This is a genomic window from Elusimicrobiales bacterium (genome assembly GCA_041651175.1).
GTDB lineage: Bacteria > Elusimicrobiota > Elusimicrobia > Elusimicrobiales > Elusimicrobiaceae > JAQTYB01.
The window spans coordinates 118,453-137,065 of sequence record JBAZJT010000002.1; the positions used below are offsets into that span (position 1 = coordinate 118,453).

At 62.1% G+C, this 18,613-nt stretch carries 17 protein-coding genes and 1 other RNA gene; 15 read left to right on the plus strand and 3 right to left on the minus strand.

The window, feature by feature from the left end; translation table 11 throughout:
• Positions 1-27: 27 nt before the first annotated feature.
• Genes WC421_02200 through WC421_02220 form a run of 5 tightly spaced genes read left to right on the plus strand, consistent with a single transcriptional unit; the run spans position 28 to position 3,964 of the window.
• Entirely contained in the window at positions 28-1,332 is a 1,305-nt protein-coding gene (locus tag WC421_02200; protein ID MFA5161034.1) for an ATP-binding cassette domain-containing protein, read from the plus strand.
• Complete coding sequence (locus tag WC421_02205; GenBank protein ID MFA5161035.1) at positions 1,319-1,897, plus strand: hypothetical protein; 579 nt, start codon at positions 1,319-1,321, stop codon at positions 1,895-1,897. Before WC421_02200 ends, WC421_02205 begins: the two co-directional genes overlap by 14 nt.
• Positions 1,894-2,475, plus strand: a complete 582-nt coding sequence (locus tag WC421_02210; GenBank protein ID MFA5161036.1) for a hypothetical protein — start codon at positions 1,894-1,896, stop codon at positions 2,473-2,475. The genes WC421_02205 and WC421_02210 overlap by 4 nt, the downstream gene beginning before the upstream one ends.
• Positions 2,472-3,251 carry a tRNA (N6-threonylcarbamoyladenosine(37)-N6)-methyltransferase TrmO gene (gene tsaA, locus WC421_02215; protein MFA5161037.1) on the plus strand — a complete coding sequence of 260 codons (780 nt, stop codon included), beginning with the start codon at positions 2,472-2,474 and terminating at the stop codon, positions 3,249-3,251. Before WC421_02210 ends, tsaA begins: the two co-directional genes overlap by 4 nt.
• A complete protein-coding gene (locus WC421_02220; GenBank protein MFA5161038.1) occupies positions 3,248-3,964 on the plus strand; it encodes a cysteine rich repeat-containing protein in 717 nt (238 codons plus the stop codon). Before tsaA ends, WC421_02220 begins: the two co-directional genes overlap by 4 nt.
• 59 nt (positions 3,965-4,023) lie before the next feature.
• Here the strand turns inward: WC421_02220 and ssrA are convergent.
• Positions 4,024-4,376, minus strand: a transfer-messenger RNA (tmRNA) gene (gene ssrA, locus WC421_02225).
• 105 nt (positions 4,377-4,481) lie between these two features.
• Between ssrA and WC421_02230 the strand changes: the two genes are divergently transcribed.
• Complete coding sequence (locus WC421_02230) at positions 4,482-5,633, plus strand: ATP-binding protein (GenBank protein ID MFA5161039.1); 1,152 nt, start codon at positions 4,482-4,484, stop codon at positions 5,631-5,633.
• Between the two features lies 1 nt (position 5,634).
• Positions 5,635-6,600, plus strand: a complete 966-nt coding sequence (gene rsgA / locus WC421_02235; GenBank protein MFA5161040.1) for a ribosome small subunit-dependent GTPase A — start codon at positions 5,635-5,637, stop codon at positions 6,598-6,600.
• Positions 6,601-6,633: 33 nt separating this feature from the next.
• Here rsgA and WC421_02240 read toward each other — a convergent pair whose 3' ends face one another.
• Complete coding sequence (locus WC421_02240) at positions 6,634-7,536, minus strand: hypothetical protein (protein ID MFA5161041.1); 903 nt, start codon at positions 7,534-7,536, stop codon at positions 6,634-6,636.
• A gap of 179 nt (positions 7,537-7,715) precedes the next feature.
• On the opposite strand from WC421_02240, the gene WC421_02245 reads away from it, so the two are divergent.
• The 8 genes from WC421_02245 to WC421_02280 all read left to right on the plus strand — a co-directional run bounded on the left by WC421_02245 (position 7,716) and on the right by WC421_02280 (position 17,427).
• Positions 7,716-8,033, plus strand: a complete 318-nt coding sequence (locus tag WC421_02245) for an Hpt domain-containing protein (GenBank protein ID MFA5161042.1) — start codon at positions 7,716-7,718, stop codon at positions 8,031-8,033.
• Entirely contained in the window at positions 8,017-8,400 is a 384-nt protein-coding gene (locus WC421_02250) for a response regulator (protein ID MFA5161043.1), read from the plus strand. Before WC421_02245 ends, WC421_02250 begins: the two co-directional genes overlap by 17 nt.
• Positions 8,393-9,556 (plus strand): iron-containing alcohol dehydrogenase, encoded by a 1,164-nt coding sequence (locus tag WC421_02255; GenBank protein MFA5161044.1) that lies wholly within the window; start codon positions 8,393-8,395, stop codon positions 9,554-9,556. The genes WC421_02250 and WC421_02255 overlap by 8 nt, the downstream gene beginning before the upstream one ends.
• Positions 9,557-9,791: 235 nt before the next feature.
• Entirely contained in the window at positions 9,792-10,508 is a 717-nt protein-coding gene (locus WC421_02260; GenBank protein ID MFA5161045.1) for a hypothetical protein, read from the plus strand.
• The gene (gene rlmD / locus WC421_02265; GenBank protein ID MFA5161046.1) at positions 10,505-11,674 is read left to right on the plus strand and encodes a 23S rRNA (uracil(1939)-C(5))-methyltransferase RlmD; all 1,170 of its coding nucleotides are present in this window, start codon (positions 10,505-10,507) and stop codon (positions 11,672-11,674) included. The genes WC421_02260 and rlmD overlap by 4 nt, the downstream gene beginning before the upstream one ends.
• A 128-nt stretch (positions 11,675-11,802) precedes the next feature.
• Positions 11,803-13,713 carry a protein kinase gene (locus tag WC421_02270; protein ID MFA5161047.1) on the plus strand — a complete coding sequence of 637 codons (1,911 nt, stop codon included), beginning with the start codon at positions 11,803-11,805 and terminating at the stop codon, positions 13,711-13,713.
• A 2-nt stretch (positions 13,714-13,715) separates the two neighbouring features.
• Positions 13,716-15,182, plus strand: a complete 1,467-nt coding sequence (gene gltX / locus WC421_02275; GenBank protein ID MFA5161048.1) for a glutamate--tRNA ligase — start codon at positions 13,716-13,718, stop codon at positions 15,180-15,182.
• 7 nt (positions 15,183-15,189) lie between these two features.
• A complete protein-coding gene (locus WC421_02280; GenBank protein MFA5161049.1) occupies positions 15,190-17,427 on the plus strand; it encodes a hypothetical protein in 2,238 nt (745 codons plus the stop codon).
• Between the two features lie 51 nt (positions 17,428-17,478).
• On the opposite strand, the gene tdh is transcribed toward WC421_02280, so the two are convergent.
• Entirely contained in the window at positions 17,479-18,510 is a 1,032-nt protein-coding gene (gene tdh / locus WC421_02285; protein ID MFA5161050.1) for an L-threonine 3-dehydrogenase, read from the minus strand.
• Between the last annotated feature and the right edge of the window lie 103 nt (positions 18,511-18,613).

The window sequence follows — 18,613 nt, forward strand, 5'->3', positions numbered from 1 at the left end:
CGCCTCATAGATTCCGGAGCCAGTTCAATGCCGCTTGAAATAAACGGGCTTAGTTTCCGCCACTGCGGGGCGCGGGATTTCGCGCTGCGCGGCGTTGATTTGCGCATCCCCGCCGGGGAATGCGCCTTCGTGCGCGGCGAAAACGGCTCCGGCAAGACCACTCTTGTGGCGGCGGTGTCGGGCATTTCTCCGGCTTTCGGCGGGGGGGAGATATCCGGTTTGCTTGATATTTGCGGCGCAAGGCCCGCCTCCGTGCTGCAAAATATAGACGCCCAGATGCTGCACGAGACCGCCGGCGGCGAAATGGAATTCTACGCGCGCTACGGCGCGCCGGGGCCGGTTTCGGTTAATGAAGCGGCGCGCGCCATGGGCGTTGAAAAGCTGCTGGAACGGCAGACTCACACACTTTCTTCAGGCGAGATGCAGCGCGCCGCCATCTCCTGCGCGCTTTTCTGCTCCGACGGGAAACTGCTGGTGCTGGACGAACCGGCCTCCTGCCTGGACGCCGCCGGGCAGCGCCTGCTGGCGGAGAGGATTTGCGCGCTTAAATCCGGGGGCGCCTCGGTGCTGGTTACCGGCCACGGCGCGGGCGCGCTGGCGGACTGCGCGGACGCGGTTTACGAGCTAAGCGGCGGCGCGCTGCGCCGCGCGGGCTTTGCGCCGCAGGAGGAGGCCGCCGCTCCGGCGGCCCGTCCGGGCGGGGTTTTGCTGCGGGCGGAAAATGTCTGCGCCGAAAGCGAGGCGCACGAGATTATGCTGGCCCCCTCGCGGCTGGAGATGCGGGAGGGCGAAGTCGCCGGGATAACCGGAGCCAACGGCTCCGGCAAGTCCAGCCTGGCCAAGCTGCTGGCCGGCTGGATTGCGCCGAAAGCCGGATATATTGAATTTGAGGGAAAGCGCGCGGATTGCTCCTGCCTGCGCCGCCAGTCCCGGCTGCTGGGGCAGAACCCGTATCACGGGCTTTTGTGCGCCACCGCCGCCGAGAATCTTGAGCAGGCGCGCCGCCGCGCGCTGCGCCCGGGTTTTGACGCCGCGCGCGCGGTTGAAATACTGGAGGCAGGTCCCCTGCTGCCGCGCGACGTAAACCGTCTCAGCTTCGGACAGGCGCAGCGCGTGGCGCTGCTGTGCGCGCTGGCGTATAACCCGCGCGTTCTTATTCTGGACGAGTTTACCGCCTGCCTGGACGCGCGGGGAATAGCGCAGTCCGCGCGGCTGCTGCGCGAATACGCCGCCGCCGGCGGCGCGGCGGCGGTGGTGTCGCATCTGGAAAGCCATCTGGCGCCGTTGTGCGGGCGGATTTTGGCAATGAAGGATATTTATGCGCCGGGCTGACAGGATACGGCTTGTGGTTTTTCCCACGGCTTTCGGCGCGCTATGGGGGCTTATAGAGTTGCTGGCGGGGGGCTGGCTGCACGCGATGCGCGTGCCGGTGGCGGGCGCGTTTCTGGGCTCCGCCGGCGGAATAATACTCTGCGCCGAGCGGGCCTTCACCCCCGTCCGGGGGGCAACGCTTTGCACCGGGCTTACCGCCATACTGGTCAAGCTGATGTTCATAGGCGGGCTGCAATTCAACATCGTCATAGCCCTCGCCCTGGAGACCGCGGTCGCCGAGGCGGTGCTGACGGTTTTCGGCGTAAGCGCGCTTTCTTTTTTCCTTGCGCCGCTGCTGTGCTGCATGGAAAGCTCGCTGCATTTTCTTATAGGCAACTGGCTCAAGTACGGCGGCGATATTTTCGGGGCCTATGCCATCGCGTTGCGCAAAATAGCGGCCCTGTTCGGGATTAAGCCGGATTTCTGGAAGCTGGCCGTCGCGCTGTGGGCGGGGCTGCATCTGGCCATCGGCGGGGCGGCGGGGCTGGTGTCGGTGCGGGTGGGCAGGTATTTGAGAAAAATATGAAACGGGGAATCGCGTTCAAAACCGCGCTGCTGCTGTTTGCCGCGGCGCTGTTTCTGCCGGGCAGACGGTGGCAGGCAGCCGCCGACGCGGCGGCGCTGCTGGCGCTGGCCTCGCGCGACGCGGGCGCGCTGAGGGCGGGCTCGTTCCGGTTCTGGTTTTTTCCGGCGGCGCTGGCGGCGGCTGTCTCCTTTTTCTCCGCCGATGCCGACGCCAGTTTGCTGGGATACGGCTACTCGTCGCGGCAAATGGCGGCCGGCGCGGTGATGATGTTTCACGCCTATGTGTTTGCCGCGCTGGCCAGGTTTGGGCGGCGCAACTTCACGATGGGCGAGATAGTCTCCGCCGCGGACAGGGCCGGCGCAGGCGGGGCCGGGCTGCGCGCCGCGCTGGCGCTGGCCTCGGCGCGGATACTAAAGCGCATGCTGGCCGAAACCTGGCTGCACTACTGCGTCTCAAGGCCCGGAAAAAAGGAGCGGCTGCTGGATATGGACATATTCTTCGGCGCGGCGGTCAGAAACGCCGCCTCCGCGGCGGAAAACATATCGGTGCTGCTGCACATAAGGAACGTCGACATATGATGCTGCGTCCGGTGGGATATGTGGCCAGCCCGGTCAAGCGGCGGCATGACATGCCGCCGGGAGGGGTTGCCGCCTCTATACGGATACTGCCGCGCTACGGGGCTGCATTGAAAGGAATCAGCAACTGCTCCCACCTGTGGATTTTGTGCTGCTTTGACAGGGCGGACCGCTCCGTCCTGAAGGCCGCGCCGCGCAAAATATCCGCCTCTCTGGGAAAGCGCGGGGTGTTTGCCATGCGCTCGCCGGACAGGCCCAATCCGGTATCGCTTACCTGCGCGGGGCTGGTTTCCGTCAAAGGCCGGCTGCTGGAGCTGGACGCGCTTGACGCTGTGGACGGCACGCCGGTGGCGGACATAAAACCCTACTCGCCGGGGACGGACTGCGTCCCCTCGGCGGCCAGGCCGGATTTTTCGGAAAGGTACCGGCTTGCGCCGGATGAATATGTGGCGGCTTCGCTGGCGCGGACTGTTCGCAATTTCTGCGGGCCGGGCGCGGAAGGGATGAAAGCCGCCGCGCTGGCATTCAAGTATTGCCGGCTGACCGGCGTTGCCCCGGAAAGCGGCGCGGAGCGGCTGGCAACCGGTCTGCGCGGCGGCGGCATTGACGCGCTGCATGCCCTGTTTGCCATTCCGCCGTCGCGCGCCATAACGCGGGGGAATTACAAATCTCCCGCGATAATGGTAACATTGCATGGAAGGCGGGTTAAAATCCGGCTTGAGCCCGGGGATTTGCGCCGGTTCATGGCGCTTGCCGCCACGGCAGGGAGGTTTGGATGAAAAAGGTAATAATTCTTACGGCTTTTTGCGCGCTGGCGGTTTGTTCCGCGCATGCGCAGCGGGCGGGTGTTTCCGCATCGCAGGAAAACGGCCCGTGCGCGGCGGATACCGACAAGGTCTGTCCCGGCATGAAAAACGGCGGCGGGGCGCTTATGAACTGCCTCAGGCAGCGCAAGGCGGACGTTTCCTCTGCGTGCAGGGCTCATATAGACAAGGTTGTCGCCCAAGCCGAGGCGGACAGTGCGGCCTGCAGGGCGGACGCGGAATCTTTCTGCAAAAACCTGCCCCCGGGCGTCGGCCTGGAGCTTAAATGCCTTGCGGATAATTTCACGAAACTCTCCGCCGCCTGCAAGGCGAAAGTGGGCAAAGCCGCCCCCTGCCGCGCAGAGGCGGAAAAATTGTGTCCCGGAATAAAGCCCGGCCCCAAGATGCGCGAGTGCCTGAAAGCGCGCGAGTCCGCGCTGTCCGCCGAATGCAAAAGCCGCATGTCCCAGCCCGGCGACGAAATAAAGGCGAAGATACAGGCGAAAATGCAGGCCTGCAAGGCCGATATCCCCAAATTCTGCGCGGCTGTCAAAACCGGGGGCGGAGCGGTGTTCAAATGCCTCAGGACGCATGAGGAAAATCTTTCGGCGGAATGCAGAGCAGTCCTCCCCAAAGGCCCCGTGGAGATAAGCGAAAAAGTCAAAGCGCGGAAAACCAAAAAGAGCTGAGCCGGGCAAAGGGTTTGAAATGAAAGCGGGCATGTCCAATGGACATGCCCGCTTTCATATGGTGGAGGCGCCGGGATTCGCACCCGGGTCCGTACGCCGCGTAACCGCGCCACTACAGGTTTAGCCCCGGCTTATTTCGCAAGGCCCCGGCGTCGGGGCGGCCAAAGCCCTGCCTGCTCCGTGTGTCTTTCCGCGCATGGGACGAAGCCAGCCTCTGCGCGGGCAGCCCGCTTCTTTGACGCCTTACGCGCACCTGCGGGCGGGGTGCGCGGGGCGAGGCTCACTTAAGCGTGGGCCCAAGCCATTTCTGATGTGTTGGCTTTTCTTGTTTTTGACCCTTTTTAAGCCGGCCAGGGTCGCCCGGCACCTGCGACGCCAGCCCCGCCGGCGCGCGTCGATCCTATTCGCCCCCATAAGATGCAGATTCAACAGCTTCCTGCTACTACTATTATTATAGCGCATTTTACGAGAGAAGTTGCCCGCGCGCGCAAAAATGGTAGAATTCTGGCGGGATTTTATGACAGAATTCAACCCGGAAACGCATTTCGCGCCGGCTAAACGCTCCTCCGAGCAGGAGATAAACGTCCAGGCCCTGAAGCTGCGCGCGGAACTGGCTTTCGGCGCCGTGCTGGACGCCGTCTCCGAACTGGTTTTCATCCTTAACATGGACAGGCAGATAGTCTATGCCAACCGCCGCGCCGCGGACGCCTTCGGCGCCGCCAGGCCGCTTGCCGGGCTGCGCCACGGCGAGGCGCTGGGCTGCCAGAACGCGCTGAAATCTTCCGGCGGGTGCGGCACGGCGCCGCTGTGCAAGTATTGCGGCGCGATGCGCGCGCTTGTGGAAACCGCGCTTCTGGGCAAGCCTTCCGTGCAGGAATGCCGGCTTACGGTGAGTCCGGGCGGGGTGCGCGCGCTGGATTTGACGGTGTCCACCTATCCGCTGGATATAGACGGGGAGCGTTTCATAGTTTTTCACGCCGCCGACATAGCCGCCGGTAAGCGGATGGAGGTTATCGGCCAGGTGTTTTTCCACGATATGCTAAACACCATGACCGCGCTAAGCGGATTTCTGGATATTGTGGGCGCGGAAGCGTCGCGGCTGCCGCCGGAATTCCAGGGGTATTTTTCACGCGCCAGGACGCTGGCGGTCATAATTCAGGACGAGATGCTCTCCCACCGGCTGCTGGTGGCGGCGGAGGCCGGGCATGTGCCGGTGTCGCCGGTCAAGATAAACACGGGCGCGTTTCTGCGCCAGTCCGCAGGTTTCTACGGCGGCTGCAACATAGCGCGTGGGAAAGCGCTGGAACTGGTTCCCGGTTTTGCCGAAACGGATATTGAAACCGATAAATCCTTCCTCAACCGCATAATAAACGCGATGCTCAAAAACGCGCTGGAAGAGACCGAGAAAGGCGGCAAAGTCGCGCTGAACTGCCAGGCGCGGGACGGCAAGGTCGTTTTCAGCGTGCATAACAGCCGCCATATGACCAGGGAAACGCAGTTGCAGGTGTTCACCCGCTCTTTTTCCACCAAAGGCAAGGGCCGGGGGCTTGGCACCTGGAGCATGAAGCTATTCGGCGAGCGTTTCCTGAAAGGCCGCGTCTGGTTTGAGACGGATTCTTCCAAAGGCACCACATTCTTCCTGGAATTGCCCGTAAAACTTCCCGCCTGATATGCGCCATGCCTGCGCCCTGGTTACCGCACATCACCGCAGCGGCTACACCATACGCGCCGGCGAGAGGGAATTCCTTGCCCGGGTGAGCGGCAAATACATGGCCGCCAGCTCCGGCAGGCCGGATTATCCGGTGGCAGGGGATTTTGTCTCCGTCCGTTTTGAGGGCGAGGCGGCGGTTATAGAGAAACTGCTGCCGCGCAAAAGCCTGCTGGCGCGCAAAAAGCCCGGAGCGGGCAACGAAACGCAGCCCATCGCCGCCAATGTTGACATGGTGTTTTCGGTTATGGGGCTGGATGGCAATTTCAATCCGCGCCGGCTGGAGCGGCTGCTGGCCGCCGCCGCCGGCAGCGGCGCCGAATGCGCGGTGATTCTGACAAAGCGCGATTTGCTCCCCGCCCCGCAGCTGGAGGAAAAAATCCGGCTGGCGCGCCCGTCCTGCGGGAATGCGCCGCTGTTTTGCGCCAGCGGGCTTACGGGCGAAGGCGTCGCCGGAATACGGGCCGCGATTTCGGAAAAAACGGTGTGTTTTATCGGCTCTTCCGGCGTGGGCAAAAGCGCGCTTATAAACCGGCTGCTGGGGGAAGAGGCCGCCAAAACCGGGCCCGCCCGCCCCAATGACTGCCGCGGCAGGCATACCACCACGGCGCGGCAGATGTATTTTCTTCCGGGCGGCGGCGCGGTCATAGACACCCCCGGAGTGCGCGAGATGGGCCTGCTGGAGGAGCGGACTGCCGGCGTGTCTGAAGTTTTCCCGGATATAGAGGAGGCCGCCCTGAACTGCCGGTTCACCAGCTGCCACCATGAAGACGAGGCCGGCTGCGCGGTCAAAGCCGCTGTTGAGAGCGGCGCGATAACGGCTGAAAGATACTCAAGCTACATGAAGCTCAAGCGCGAGACCGCCCCTCCGCCGGAATACCTGCGCCGCAAAATGCTGCGCCTGCGCCGGCAGGGCGGAGGCTGCTGAGCGCCGTCGCGGTTTGTTCAATAATGCTTCAGGTTAGTTGTCAGAATTACTGACCGAGGAAGAGATGTCCGAGCATGATTTGCCGTTTTCATTGGTTTCGCATGCCCGGAGTCGTCCGTTGCCGTAGACGCTGTAGACAGTCGCGTAGGAAAAAGTTTTCGGGACCGTTTTCACGACGGTGTTGACTACCAGCGGCAGAACAGCCACTGTCGCGCCTCCGGGGCCGGATTCCCTCTCGGGATTGCCGATGCTGACACTCATATTCACCGAGTAGCCCCACCATATATTCTTGTGCACGGCATAGGCCGTGACATTGGTCAGATAAGAACCCTTGCCATTGTGCTTCAGATTGTATTTGTATTCCACGACATACTGTATCCTTACCGGTATGCCCAGCATATTTTTGTGAGTGAATGAGCGCAGATACGACGCTTTGCGCCCTCCCGTCAATTGTTCCCAACTTGCCCCGGAAGGAATGGCGTTGGCGAAATTGGTGTTTTCAGCCGTAGTGTCGGGCTTGCCTGAATTTATCATGAACCAACTGCCGAAAGCGGTATTGATTAAACCAATGGCAATTCCCCAGTCGATGATGGCGGCTTTGTACGGCTCGTCCTGTCCATAGGAGGCGTCCGCGCTCTGCGCCGCTTCCATGGTGTCCTGCGTAGTTTTGCCGCCGAAATATTCCCTGGGGAATGCGCGCGCCACAAGCTCCTGCTCCCGCGGGTTCAACTGCCGCCCGGATTCAGCCGCTTTGCCTACCGCCGCCAGCGCCTCGTTTTTTGCGGCGCACTCCTGCTGGCTGCGGCAGTTGCCCGCGCGCGCCTGCAGCGCGGAGTATGCCGCCTGCATATCAACGCCGTCATTTGCCAGCGCCTTGAAAGGGAAGCCCGCCGTGGATATCAGAAGGGATAGTGTAATGCTCGCGCATCGCCGCATGGTTGATTGCCTCCGCTGAAAAATGAAACTGCGTATCTGCAATCAAAGTATAGTTTCTGCGCCGTTTTGCAACAAGGGCCGAAGGGCCTATCCGGCGGCGCGATTGCGGAACGCATTCCATTTTTCTAAAATCTACGGCAGTGCCCGTCGCGCGGGAAATTTTCGGAAGCGGGAGTTCTATGCCTGAACAGGATAAAATGCGGGTTACGGTGGATGCGGAGTTCGCAAGCCTCGTCCCCGGCTATATGGAAAACAGGCTGCAGGACGCCGACAACATAGTCCGCCTGGCAGGGCAGGGGGATTTTGAAAAGGTCAGGCGGCTGGGCCATTGCATGAAAGGCTCCGGCGCGGCATACGGCTTTGACGGCGTGTCCGAAATCGGCCTTGCCATAGAACTGGCGGCGAAAGAGCAGAATGTCCCGGCGCTGACAGCCCAGGCAGACAAGCTGAGGGAATACATTTCCAACGTAGAGGTTACATATGACGAACCAGCCTAAAGCGGGCATATTCCTGGTTGACGACGACGCCGACACACTGGCCATGGTAGAGTGTATTTTAAGGAACCGGGGTTATGACACCGTAACCGCCAGGGACGGAGAAGAGGCGCTGATGCATCTGACCACTCAGCATTTTGACCTTATAATATCGGATGTAGACATGCCCAGGATGGACGGCCTGCGCCTGCTGGAGCTGCTGCGCACCAATGTTATCACCACGCCGCTGATATTTATCACGGTGAACGCCACGCCGGAATGCGAGATTAAGGCAAAGGAATACGGCGCGGCGGAGTTCATAAGCAAGCCGATAAGAAAACAGCTTCTTCTTGAGAAAGTGTCTTCGGTGCTGGCAGCGGCGGATGCATAATTTCGTTTTCCGCAATCCGACTAAAATCGTTTTCGGCAGGGGCGTTATTTCCGGCCTGGGAAAAGAGGCCGCCGCGCGCGGCGGCAGGGCGCTGCTTGTGTTCGGGCGCGTCAGCGCCAAAGCCGGGCCGGTTTACGGCGAGTGCGTCAGCGGCATGTCCTCCGCCGGGCTTGAAATTATTGAGCATGGCGGCGTAAAGCCCAACCCCGAAATAGGGCATATCCGCGCCGGCGCGGAGCTTGCCAGAACCCGGCGCGCGGACCTGGTTGTCGCGGTCGGGGGCGGCAGCGCGATGGATGCGGCCAAGGCGATAGCCGCCGGCGCGCTCTACGACGGGGACCCCTGGGATTTTTTCTGCGGCAGGGCAGCTCCCGCAAAGGCCCTGCCTTTAATCGCCGTGCCCACGCTTGCCGCCTCCGGCTCGGAGATGAACGGCAATTCCGTTGTGTCCAACCCGGAAACCGGGCAGAAGCTGCCAACCGCCTCCGCCGCGCTCTATCCCGCGGCGGCTTTCATGGACCCGGAGGCCACTTTTTCCGTTCCGCCGGACCATACGGCATACGGCGCGGTGGATGCGCTTTCGCATATAGCGGAAGGCTATTTCACGTCGCAGGAGCCGCATGAGCTGCAACTGGAGCTTGCGGAAGCGGTAATGCGCAATATAATACGCTGCTCCGGCGCCGCGCTGAAAAATCCGCGCGACTACGATGCGCGCGCGGGGCTGATGTGGGCCAGCACCCTTGCCATAAACGGGGTTCTCTCCTGCGGGCTGGGCCCGGTGGTCTACATAAACCATTCAATAGAGCATTCCGTCAGCGCGCTTTACGATATAGCGCACGGCGCGGGGCTGGCGGTGGTCATGCCCGCCTGGTTTGAGTGGAGCCGCAGGCGCGGCCTTGCGCCGCGGCTGGCGCGTTTTGCTCGCAACGTGTTCGGCTGCGGCGAGCCGGAAGATTCAAAAGCCGCCGTCATGGGCATAGAAAAATTCAAAGACTGGTGCGCGCGGATGAATGTGCCGCCGGCGCTCTCCGGCTGGAAAATACCGCAGTCCGCCGCAGCCGGCATAGCCGCCAACGCCGCCGACGCCATGCGGCTGCGCGGGCTGGAGGGATACTCCATGGCGGATATAGAGCAGATACTGCTTCTTGCAGGTTAAAAGCCGCCGGCTTCGTGGCGGAGCGAAGGTATTTATGAATAAAACCGCAGCCATCTCAACAGACTTGTCCCCCAATAGGCTTTATGGCAGAAATACAGGGTTTTGGCCCGCAGCGCAGCGGGGTGAGGCGCGCACACTACTGACGGGCGTGTGCAAGCCGAACACCGCGAAGCTGCGGGCCAAAAACCGAAATTTATGCCGTAAATGCTATTGGGGGACAAGTCTGATATGCGCTTTGTTTCTGCTGTCGGGCTGTGTGCGGCGGGATGACGGTTTCGTATACAGCGGCGCGGACGGAGCGGAGCCTGTCATCGTCTGGCAGCCTTCGCATCAGCGGGACACTTCCGAAAAAATAAACGAGGCGCTGGTCTGCAACGGCATAGCCGAAGCCGCCATGGCTGCCGCGCCGCATTACCGGGAATATAAGGTGTGGAGCTTCAACCGGAAAGGCCTTCACGACGGCTCCCGCGGAACAAATACCGCGCTGGCAGACACTTCCGCCGTTGTGGACGGCAAGAAATCCGGCTATGCGTGGGAACTGGAAAAGGCCAATTCCGTAAAGCCGCTTGTCTTTATCGCCATGCACAACAATAACGGCGCGGGCGCCAATGCCGTCTGGGGCTATATCCACGACGGCGACGCCATGGAAAGCGCCAACCGCGAGCTGGCCAAACTCATCACCGCGCGGATTTCCGCCGCCACCGGGCTTGCGGACCGCGGGGTTTTGCACGACAGCTCCACGGGCCGCAACGATTACCGCTGCGCCGCCACCGGCAGGCTGGCCTTCTACAGCATAGACGAGAATGTAAACTCCGCGCCGTACCGCGTGCTGCTTGAAATAGGCGACGGCGACCTTGCCCCTGAATTTCTGGGAGACCCCGCCAATCAGCGCAAAATAGGCGAGGCGATAAAGCGCGGCCTGGCGGAGTTTCTGCGCTCCGCGCGGAGATGAGCGCCTTCTGCCCCCATTTCGGCATTTGCGGCGGCTGTAAAACCCAGAATCTCGGCTATCCAGAACAACTGGAGCTAAAGCGCAAAATGCTGGCGGAGCTTTTTGCGCCGTTGTATCCGGGCGAAATAACGGTGGAGCCGTCTCCCCGCGTCCAGTTTTACCGCAACAAGATGGAATTCTCTTTCCTGCGGCAGGTGGCTGCCAAAAACGCCGACGGGAGTCTGGTTTTCGAGCAGGCTTTCGGCCTCAAGGCCGCGGGCCGCTGGGACAGGGCGGTGAATCTGGAGCGGTGCGATATTTTCTCTCCCGGAGCCGGGACGCTGCTGCAATCGGCGCGGCGCTGGGCCGCCGAGTCCGGCGAGGAGTTTTACGACGCCAGAAAGCGCACCGGCTCGCTGCGACAGCTGCTGGTGCGGGAGGGCAAAAACTCCGGCGGTTTCATGGCGGTTCTTTTTTCGGCAAAGCCGCTCCGGGACGAGGCGGGTTTTGTCCGCGCGGTGCGGGAGGCCTATCCCGCTGCCTGCGTCCTGTGGGGGCTTAACGACGGAGTCGCCGACGTGGCGGCGGCAAAGGAACTCAAACTGCTTGCCGGAGAAGGTTTCCTGCGCGAGGAAATAGACGCGGGCAAACTGCTGGCGGCGCGCATTTCGCCGCGCTCGTTTTTCCAGACCAATACGGACGCTGCCGCCATGCTCTACCGGCTGGCGCGCGATATCGCGTGGCAGGCGCGCCCGCCAGCCGTCTACGATGTTTACGGCGGGGCCGGACTGTTCAGCCTGGCCTGCCGCGATTTTTGCGGCAAATGCGTTTGCGTGGAATTGTCGCCGGATTCCGTGGCGGACGGGCGGGCGAATGCTGAACTCAACGGGGCGGATATAGCTTTCATTGAATCCGCCGCGGAAGATTTCCTGCAGGCCCCGCCGGCGGATTTCGCGCAATCCCTGTGCGTGATAGACCCGCCGCGCGCGGGGCTGCATCCAAAAGCGGCGCAGGGGCTGCTCGAGTCCCGTCCGGCGCGGCTGCTGTATGTGTCGTGCAATCCGCGCGCGCTGGAGCGGGACCTTAAAATTCTCGCGCCCCGCTACAAAACGGAATTCATACGCGCTTTCGACCTGTTCCCGCACACGGAGCATGTGGAAACCGCCGCATTGCTGCTGCCGGCATAGAGCTTTCCCGGTTGCTTCTTCCGCGCTGTATAACGGGCGCGCGCGCCGGAATGCCCTTGACGGGTATACGTTTACATATTATGCTTTTATAAGCCTGCTCCGTTGGAAGCGGGAAAAAGGTGTTTGGAATGAATGCGGCTTTTGCGATATTATTTTGCGCGCTGAATCTCCGCGCCGTCTGGGCCTACTCCGAGCAATGCGAGGCCCTGGCCAAGGCGAAGATAGTTTCCTGCTGCGCGGACGGCTCCGGCCGGGACGATTGCATCAATGCCGCGCTGAAAGAGGTCGCCTGCATGGATTATGCCGGCGATGCCCGGTTGCGCGGCGTTCTTTCCGCTTACTATAACAAGCTCAAGGCCGAGGCGGAGCAGAATGTCAAGCCCGCGCAGCCGGCCCCGGCGGATTTGTTCGCGAAGCTCTCCAACGTCGTGTTCGTGAAGGGGCGCTATTCCCAGGCGCTGCGCGGAGCGCAGTCCGCCCTGACTGGCGCCGCGCCGGCCTCTCCCGCGGCGCGCGTTGCGGAAAAGCCGCATTCCCCCTCAACCGAGCAGTCCGCCGGGCCCGCGCCCGTTTCCCATGCCGATTACCAGAAATCGCTTGACCATGCCGCCAAGGCGGGCATAAAACTCGCCCTGAAGGATTATTCCGGGGCGCGCAGGGAGGCTTCCGCCGCCATAGACGCCGATCCCTCCAACCGCGCGGCATACCTGGTGCGGGCGCAGGCCTGCAATCACCTGCACCGTTACGAAGACGCGGAAAGCGACGCTTCTTTTGTGCTTAAAAGCGAGCCGCTCAACGCCACCGCCTATACCATCCGTTCCTGGGCCGCCGCGCAAAGGGGGGACGCCGCCGCCGCCCGCGCCGACGCGGACCGCGCCATACAGTCCGATCCCGGCATGGCCGAGGCGTATTACAACCGCGCCCGCGTCTCGGAAAAAACAGGCAATTACCGCCAGACGCTGGAGGATATGCGCGAGGCGTCCCGCATAGACAAGTCGTACCAGACGCGCTTCCGCTCCGCCGCGGTCAGGTACAAGACCCGCGCCGAGGGCTTTGATTTCACAAGCGCCGGACTCTCCGACGGGGCGGACCAGGTCCGTTCCGCGCCAGGCCCGCTGCACTGGAGAAGGCTTTACACGTTGATTGCCGCCCTCGCCGCCGGCGCGCTGATACTGATGCAGCTTGTAAAGGCGCTGCGCTCCCGGAGCGCGACCAGGGAGAGGGCGCCGTCCCCTTCCGCCGCGCCGCCGCTTTTCGTGAATCAGTTCGCGCTTGTGCGCAAAATCGGCGAAGGCGGCATGGGAGAGGTCTACGAGGGTTTTGACAAGACGCTAAAGCGCAAGGTCGCCATAAAAAAGCTCAAAACAAGCGCCACCATTTCCGATGAATCGCGGGAGCAGCTGCTTAACGAGGCCCGCACCGTCGCCGTGCTGCGCCACCCCAATATCGTGGAGATATACTCGGTTTTTGAGGACAGCGGCAGCCTCTTCCTGGTGTTTGAATACGTGGAGGGCATGACGCTGGACGCCCTGCTGGAGCGCGACGGGCGCCTCCCGCTGGACGAGGCCGTAAAAATATTCAGGCCCATATGCCGCGCGCTGGACTACGCGCACGAGAACAGCATCATACACCGCGATCTCAAGCCCGGGAACATAATGATTTCCTCCTCCGGCGTGGTAAAGGTGATGGATTTCGGCGTGGCCCGCCAGCTGGACGCCCGCCGGGGGGAGAAAACCTGCTCCGGCACTCCGGCCTACATGTCGCCGGAGCAGCGCGCGGGCGCGGTAAGCAGGGAATCCGATATTTATTCGCTGGGCATTTGCCTCTACGAGACTCTTACCGGCCATCTGCCCTCCGATTTGCAGGGATTTGACCCGGCGCGCAACAGGATAACGCCGCCGTCGTCGGTGGCGCCCTTCCTGCCGCCGGAGGCCGACAGGCTGCTGGAATCCGCGCTGGACCCGGACCCGGAAGCCAGGATTTCATCGGCCTCCCAGTTCTGGGCAATGCTTGAAGCGGTAAAACAACAGGAGGCATGACAATGCCAGGCATAAGAGTAAGATTCGCGCCGTCTCCGACGGGGCATCTCCATATCGGCGGCGCGCGCACCGCGCTGTTCAACTATCTGTTCGCGCGCCAGACCAAAGGAACCTTCATTCTGCGCATAGAGGACACCGACGAGCTGCGTTCCACCGATGAATCCACCAGGGCGATTTTCCACGCCATGAACTGGCTGGGGCTGGACTGGGACGAGGGGCCCCTGCCCGGCGGCGGCGAAAAAGGCCCACACGGCCCCTATTTTCAGAGCGAGCGCGCCGCAAAGGGCATATACAAGCAATACGCCGACAAGCTGATTGCGCAGGGCATGGCCTATCACTGCTACTGCACGCCGGAGGAGCTTGAGGAGGCCCGCCGCCGCGCCCAGCTGGAAAAACGCCCGCCGAAATACGAGGGGATCTGCCGCCATCTCACCGAAAGCCGCAGGCGCGAGCTGGAGGCCCAGGGCCGCAAGCCGGTGGTGCGCTTCAGAATGCCCGACGAAGGCGCTACTTCCTGGAACGACCTTATCCGCGGCGAGGTGAAATTTGAAAACCGGCTGCTTTATGATTTCGTGATGGTGAAGGCCTCCGGCTATCCGACCTACAATTTCGCCTGCGTGGTAGACGACCATCTGATGGAGATGAGCCATATCATCCGCGGCGACGACCATATTTCCAACACCCCGCTGCAGGTGCTGCTTTACAAGACGCTGGGCTGGCCCCTGCCGGAAATCGCGCACCTGTCCATGATACACGGCCCCGACGGCACCAAGCTTTCCAAGCGGCACGGCCACACCAGCGTCGCCGAATACGAGAGCGCGGGCTATCTGCCGGACGCGGTCAAGAACTATCTCGCGCTGCTGGGCTGGTCCACGCCGGACAGCCAGCAGATTTTCGCGCCGGGCGAACTGATAGAGAAGTTCAGCTTCTCCGGCTGTCAGAAGAACCCGGCGATGTTTGACCCGGTCAAGTTCAAATGGATGAACGGCGAGTATATACGCCAGCTCGGGCCGGACAGGCTGGCCGAGGCGGCGCTGCCTTTCCTTGACGCCGCCGGAGTGGGAAAGGGGGCGGACCGGGAGACGCTCAAGCGGGTTATTCTGCTGGAGCAGGAAAAATACAAGCTGCTTGGCGAAATACCCGCTCTGGTGGATTTTTTCTTCACCGAGCCGCCGGTTTACGACCCGAAGGCCGTGGAGAAAGTGCTTAAAAAACCCGGCGCGCGCAAGATCATAGAGGACATGCGCGCCCGCTATCTGGCGCTGCCGGAATTTTCGGAAGCCGCGCTTGAAAAGGCCGCGCGCGACTACGCAGCCGAGGCCGGCATCAAGGCCGGGCAGGTGTTTCACCCTTTGCGGGTCAGCGCCAGCGGCAGGACGGATGGGCCCACGTTGTTTAAGATGCTTGAATATCTGGGCAGGGAGGCCGTGGCAAAGCGGATGCAGAACGCGCTGCCGCTTTGCGATTGAACTGAAAATGGCTGACGAGACTAAATACTGGCTTTACCAGGACGGCGAGATAGAAGGCCCCTTTGACTCTCAGGAGCTTTCCGTCCAGCCGGATTTCTGCCCAGCCAGTCTCGTCTGCCAGGACAACGGCTCCGGCGAGCCGTGCGGCCAGTGGCGCATGGCCTCTTCCGCGCCGGGGCTGGCCGAAGAGGCCGCCATGCTGCGCGACTGGACCCGCCGCCATGCGCCGGAGGAGAGCCGGCCCGCCGGGGAGGCCGGTCCGCCGCCCGGGGGGCAGGAACTGGCGTCGTTCCTGAAAACTTTCGGTTTCACCGAGGATGACATAGCCAGGGCGGCTGATTTCGCCGTGGAAAAACCCGATTTGCCCGCGCAGTCCGCGGGACAAGCCGCGGCAAAGGCGGCGCCGGTTCCGCTTTCGCGCGCCGTCGGCGCGGCAAAGCCCGCGCAGCAGCCTAAATTCCTGGGCCAGGCCGAGCCGGAATGGATAGCGCAGCTTGAACTTAACGAGAAGCTGCAGACTCTTGCCGGGGATTCCGCCCGTTTTGCCGCGCTGGCCGATTACGGCGGAGTTCAGCCCGCCGTGGAGGATTTGGAGGAGGATGCCGGATACGCGGAAGATGAGGAGGAGGAAGAAGCGCCTCCCTCTTCCCGTTCAAGACGCGCGGCAAAGCGCAGGGGCCGCAAAGCCTCCCGCCGCAGGCGCAGGGAGGAGGAGCCGGAAGAGGAATTTCCACAGCAGTTTCCGGGGCCTGCCGCCGCTTACGGCCTGCCGCCGTTTCCCGCTGCGCCTGAAGCCGCGCCCGCAGCCGCGCGGCAGGAGGAGCTCCCGGACGTCAGTGAGGAGATTATCCCTCCGCCAAATTCCGAATTTGAAAATTTCACCGGCCTGCCGCCCATGCCGGCTCCCGAACCGGTCGTCGCGCCGCAGCCTGCCCCGGCTTCGGCACGGGAGACGTCCACTACCGACAAAAGCGATATAACCGCCCCGCTGGAAAGCGATCACCGGCCCCTGCCGGACACGGGCAATATACCGGAAATAAATATCGCTCCCACGGCGGATCGCATAAACCCCGATGCTTTTGGGGCGCAGAAGGCGACTTCAGTCGGGCTGGAGGATGCCCAGGGAAAAGCCAGGGTAACCGGCATAGACACGGCAGGCGCTCAGGATGGGCAAAACCGCAAAACCAACGAAACCATGCAGGTCGCCTCGGCGCTGGACGCCATGGGCGTTCGCGGCGATGGGAAAACCACTGCCCTGGGGCCGGATACCGGGTCGGGACTGTTCAAGGCCGCAATGCCGGACAAGCAGCAGCCCACGCAGCAGGGGGCGTCCTATACCATGAAGGTCGGCGCCATTATGGACGCCACCGGAATCAAGTCCACGCAGGTGTCCAATTCTGCAACCGTTTCCGGCGGCGCGGCTGCGCTGCAGGGCATGCCGTCGCCAACAATCGCCACCGTGGATTTGACGCGGGCCGCCGCCACAGCGTCCAAACAGTCCGTTTTCAAGCGGAGGAAGCTGATAATAATAACAGCGGCGGCGGCGCTGGCGTTGTTTGTGATAGTGGTGTTTCTGTATCTGTTCAAAGGCGGTTCCAAGCCGCCGGCGAACAAAGATGCCGCCCAGAGCCAGCCGCAGGCGGATGCCGGCGCCGCCCAGCAGGCGGGCGCGTCAGCGCCGCAGCAGACCGCGGCGGCGATAGGCATAGTCAAAAATTACCAGCTTGGCGGGGGGCGCGGCACCATAAGCGAATGGCTGCGCAACTCATACATGGGCGGTCAGGAGAGCTGGAGCGCCACCCATTTGCACGGATCGGATTACGTTGTTTCCTACAAATTCACGCAGCAGCGGCTTGAGCCGGTGGTGTACGAGTTCGATGTGAATGTGCAGACCGGGAAAATCGTGCGCGGGATAAACAATGCCGCGGTGTCGCTGCTGGCCAATCAGTCCGCCGCGGCGCAATTCGGCGCGACGCCGGGGCGGCAGCCGCAGCAGTTTTTCACCACAAAACCCGGGCAGCAGACTTCCTCCGTGCTGCCGTCCGTGGCGTTGCCTGCGGTAGAGGCGCCGCCGCCGGCTGCGCCCGCGCCCAGTCAGCCGCCTAAAAAGAAGAAAGCTGTCAGGAAAAAAGCTCCGCAACCCAGAAAGGACGAGGTGGAGCTGCTTCCTTTGCCGCCAGATCCGAGGGGTAAAAAGAAGAAATCCGGCTCGTTTGCCCCCATGGACTTTGACCCGGATTTCTGACGGCGGGGCGGTGTTTGCCGCCTGCGCTTTCCAGCGCCGCAGGCGGTTCCGCTACACGGACGTCCAGTCCAGTATTATTTTCCCCGACTGGCCGGAACACATCAGTTCAAATGCCTCCCGGTAATCCTTCATCGGGAAGCGGTGGGTGATTACGGGTTTTATGTCCAGCCCGCTTTGCAGCATGGCCGTCATTTTATACCAGGTTTCAAACATTTCCCTGCCGTATATGCATTTGAGCCGCAGGCCCTTGAATATCATCTGGCCCCAGGGGATTTGGGTGTTGTCTGGCAGAATGCCAAGCAGCGCTATTTTGCCTCCCATGCGGGTGGCGCCCAGCATGTCGTTGAAAGCCGCCGGGCTGCCGGACATTTCCATGCCTATGTCAAACCCCTCCGTCATTTTCAACTCGCGCATGACCTCTTCCAGCGTCTGCCTGCGCGCGTCCACGACCTTTTCCACGCCCAGCTTTTTCGCCAGCGCCAGCCGGTAGTCGCTTATATCGGTGATGACCACATGTCTTGCGCCTATGTGCCGCGCTATGGCGGCGGCCATTATGCCTATGGGGCCTGCGCCGGTTATAAGCACGTCTTCGCCCACCACATCATGGGAAAGCGCCGTGTGCGCGGCATTGCCGAACGGGTCGAAAATGGCGGCCTCGTCGTCGGAAATGTCGTCGGGCAGGGGGAATACGTTGCCGGCGGGCATCGCCAGGTATTGCGCGAAACAGCCGGGGCGGTTCACACCGGTGCCTTTGGTGTTGATGCACAAATGCCGCTGTCCGGCGCGGCAGTTGCGGCAGTGGCCGCAGACTATATGCCCCTCGCCGGAAACGCGTTGTCCCACGGAGAGGCCGCGCACGGCTTTGCCCAGGGCGGCCACCTCGCCGGCGAATTCGTGGCCCACGTGCATGGGGACTGGAATGGTTTTCTTTGCCCAGTCGTTCCACTCGTAAATATGGGCGTCGGTGCCGCAGATTGCGGTTTTTCTTATTTTAATAAGGACTTCGGTTTCACTTATTTGAGGCTCCGGCACGTCTTCCAGCCAGATGCCGCGTTCGGATCTGCTTTTGACAAGAGCTTTCATGCCGCAATTTTAGCAAATTGGGACCATTTGCCCCTTGCGGAAAATGCAAACAGGGGCTATGCTACGCCCATATCTGCCGTGCGAAACACGGCAAAAGCGCCGT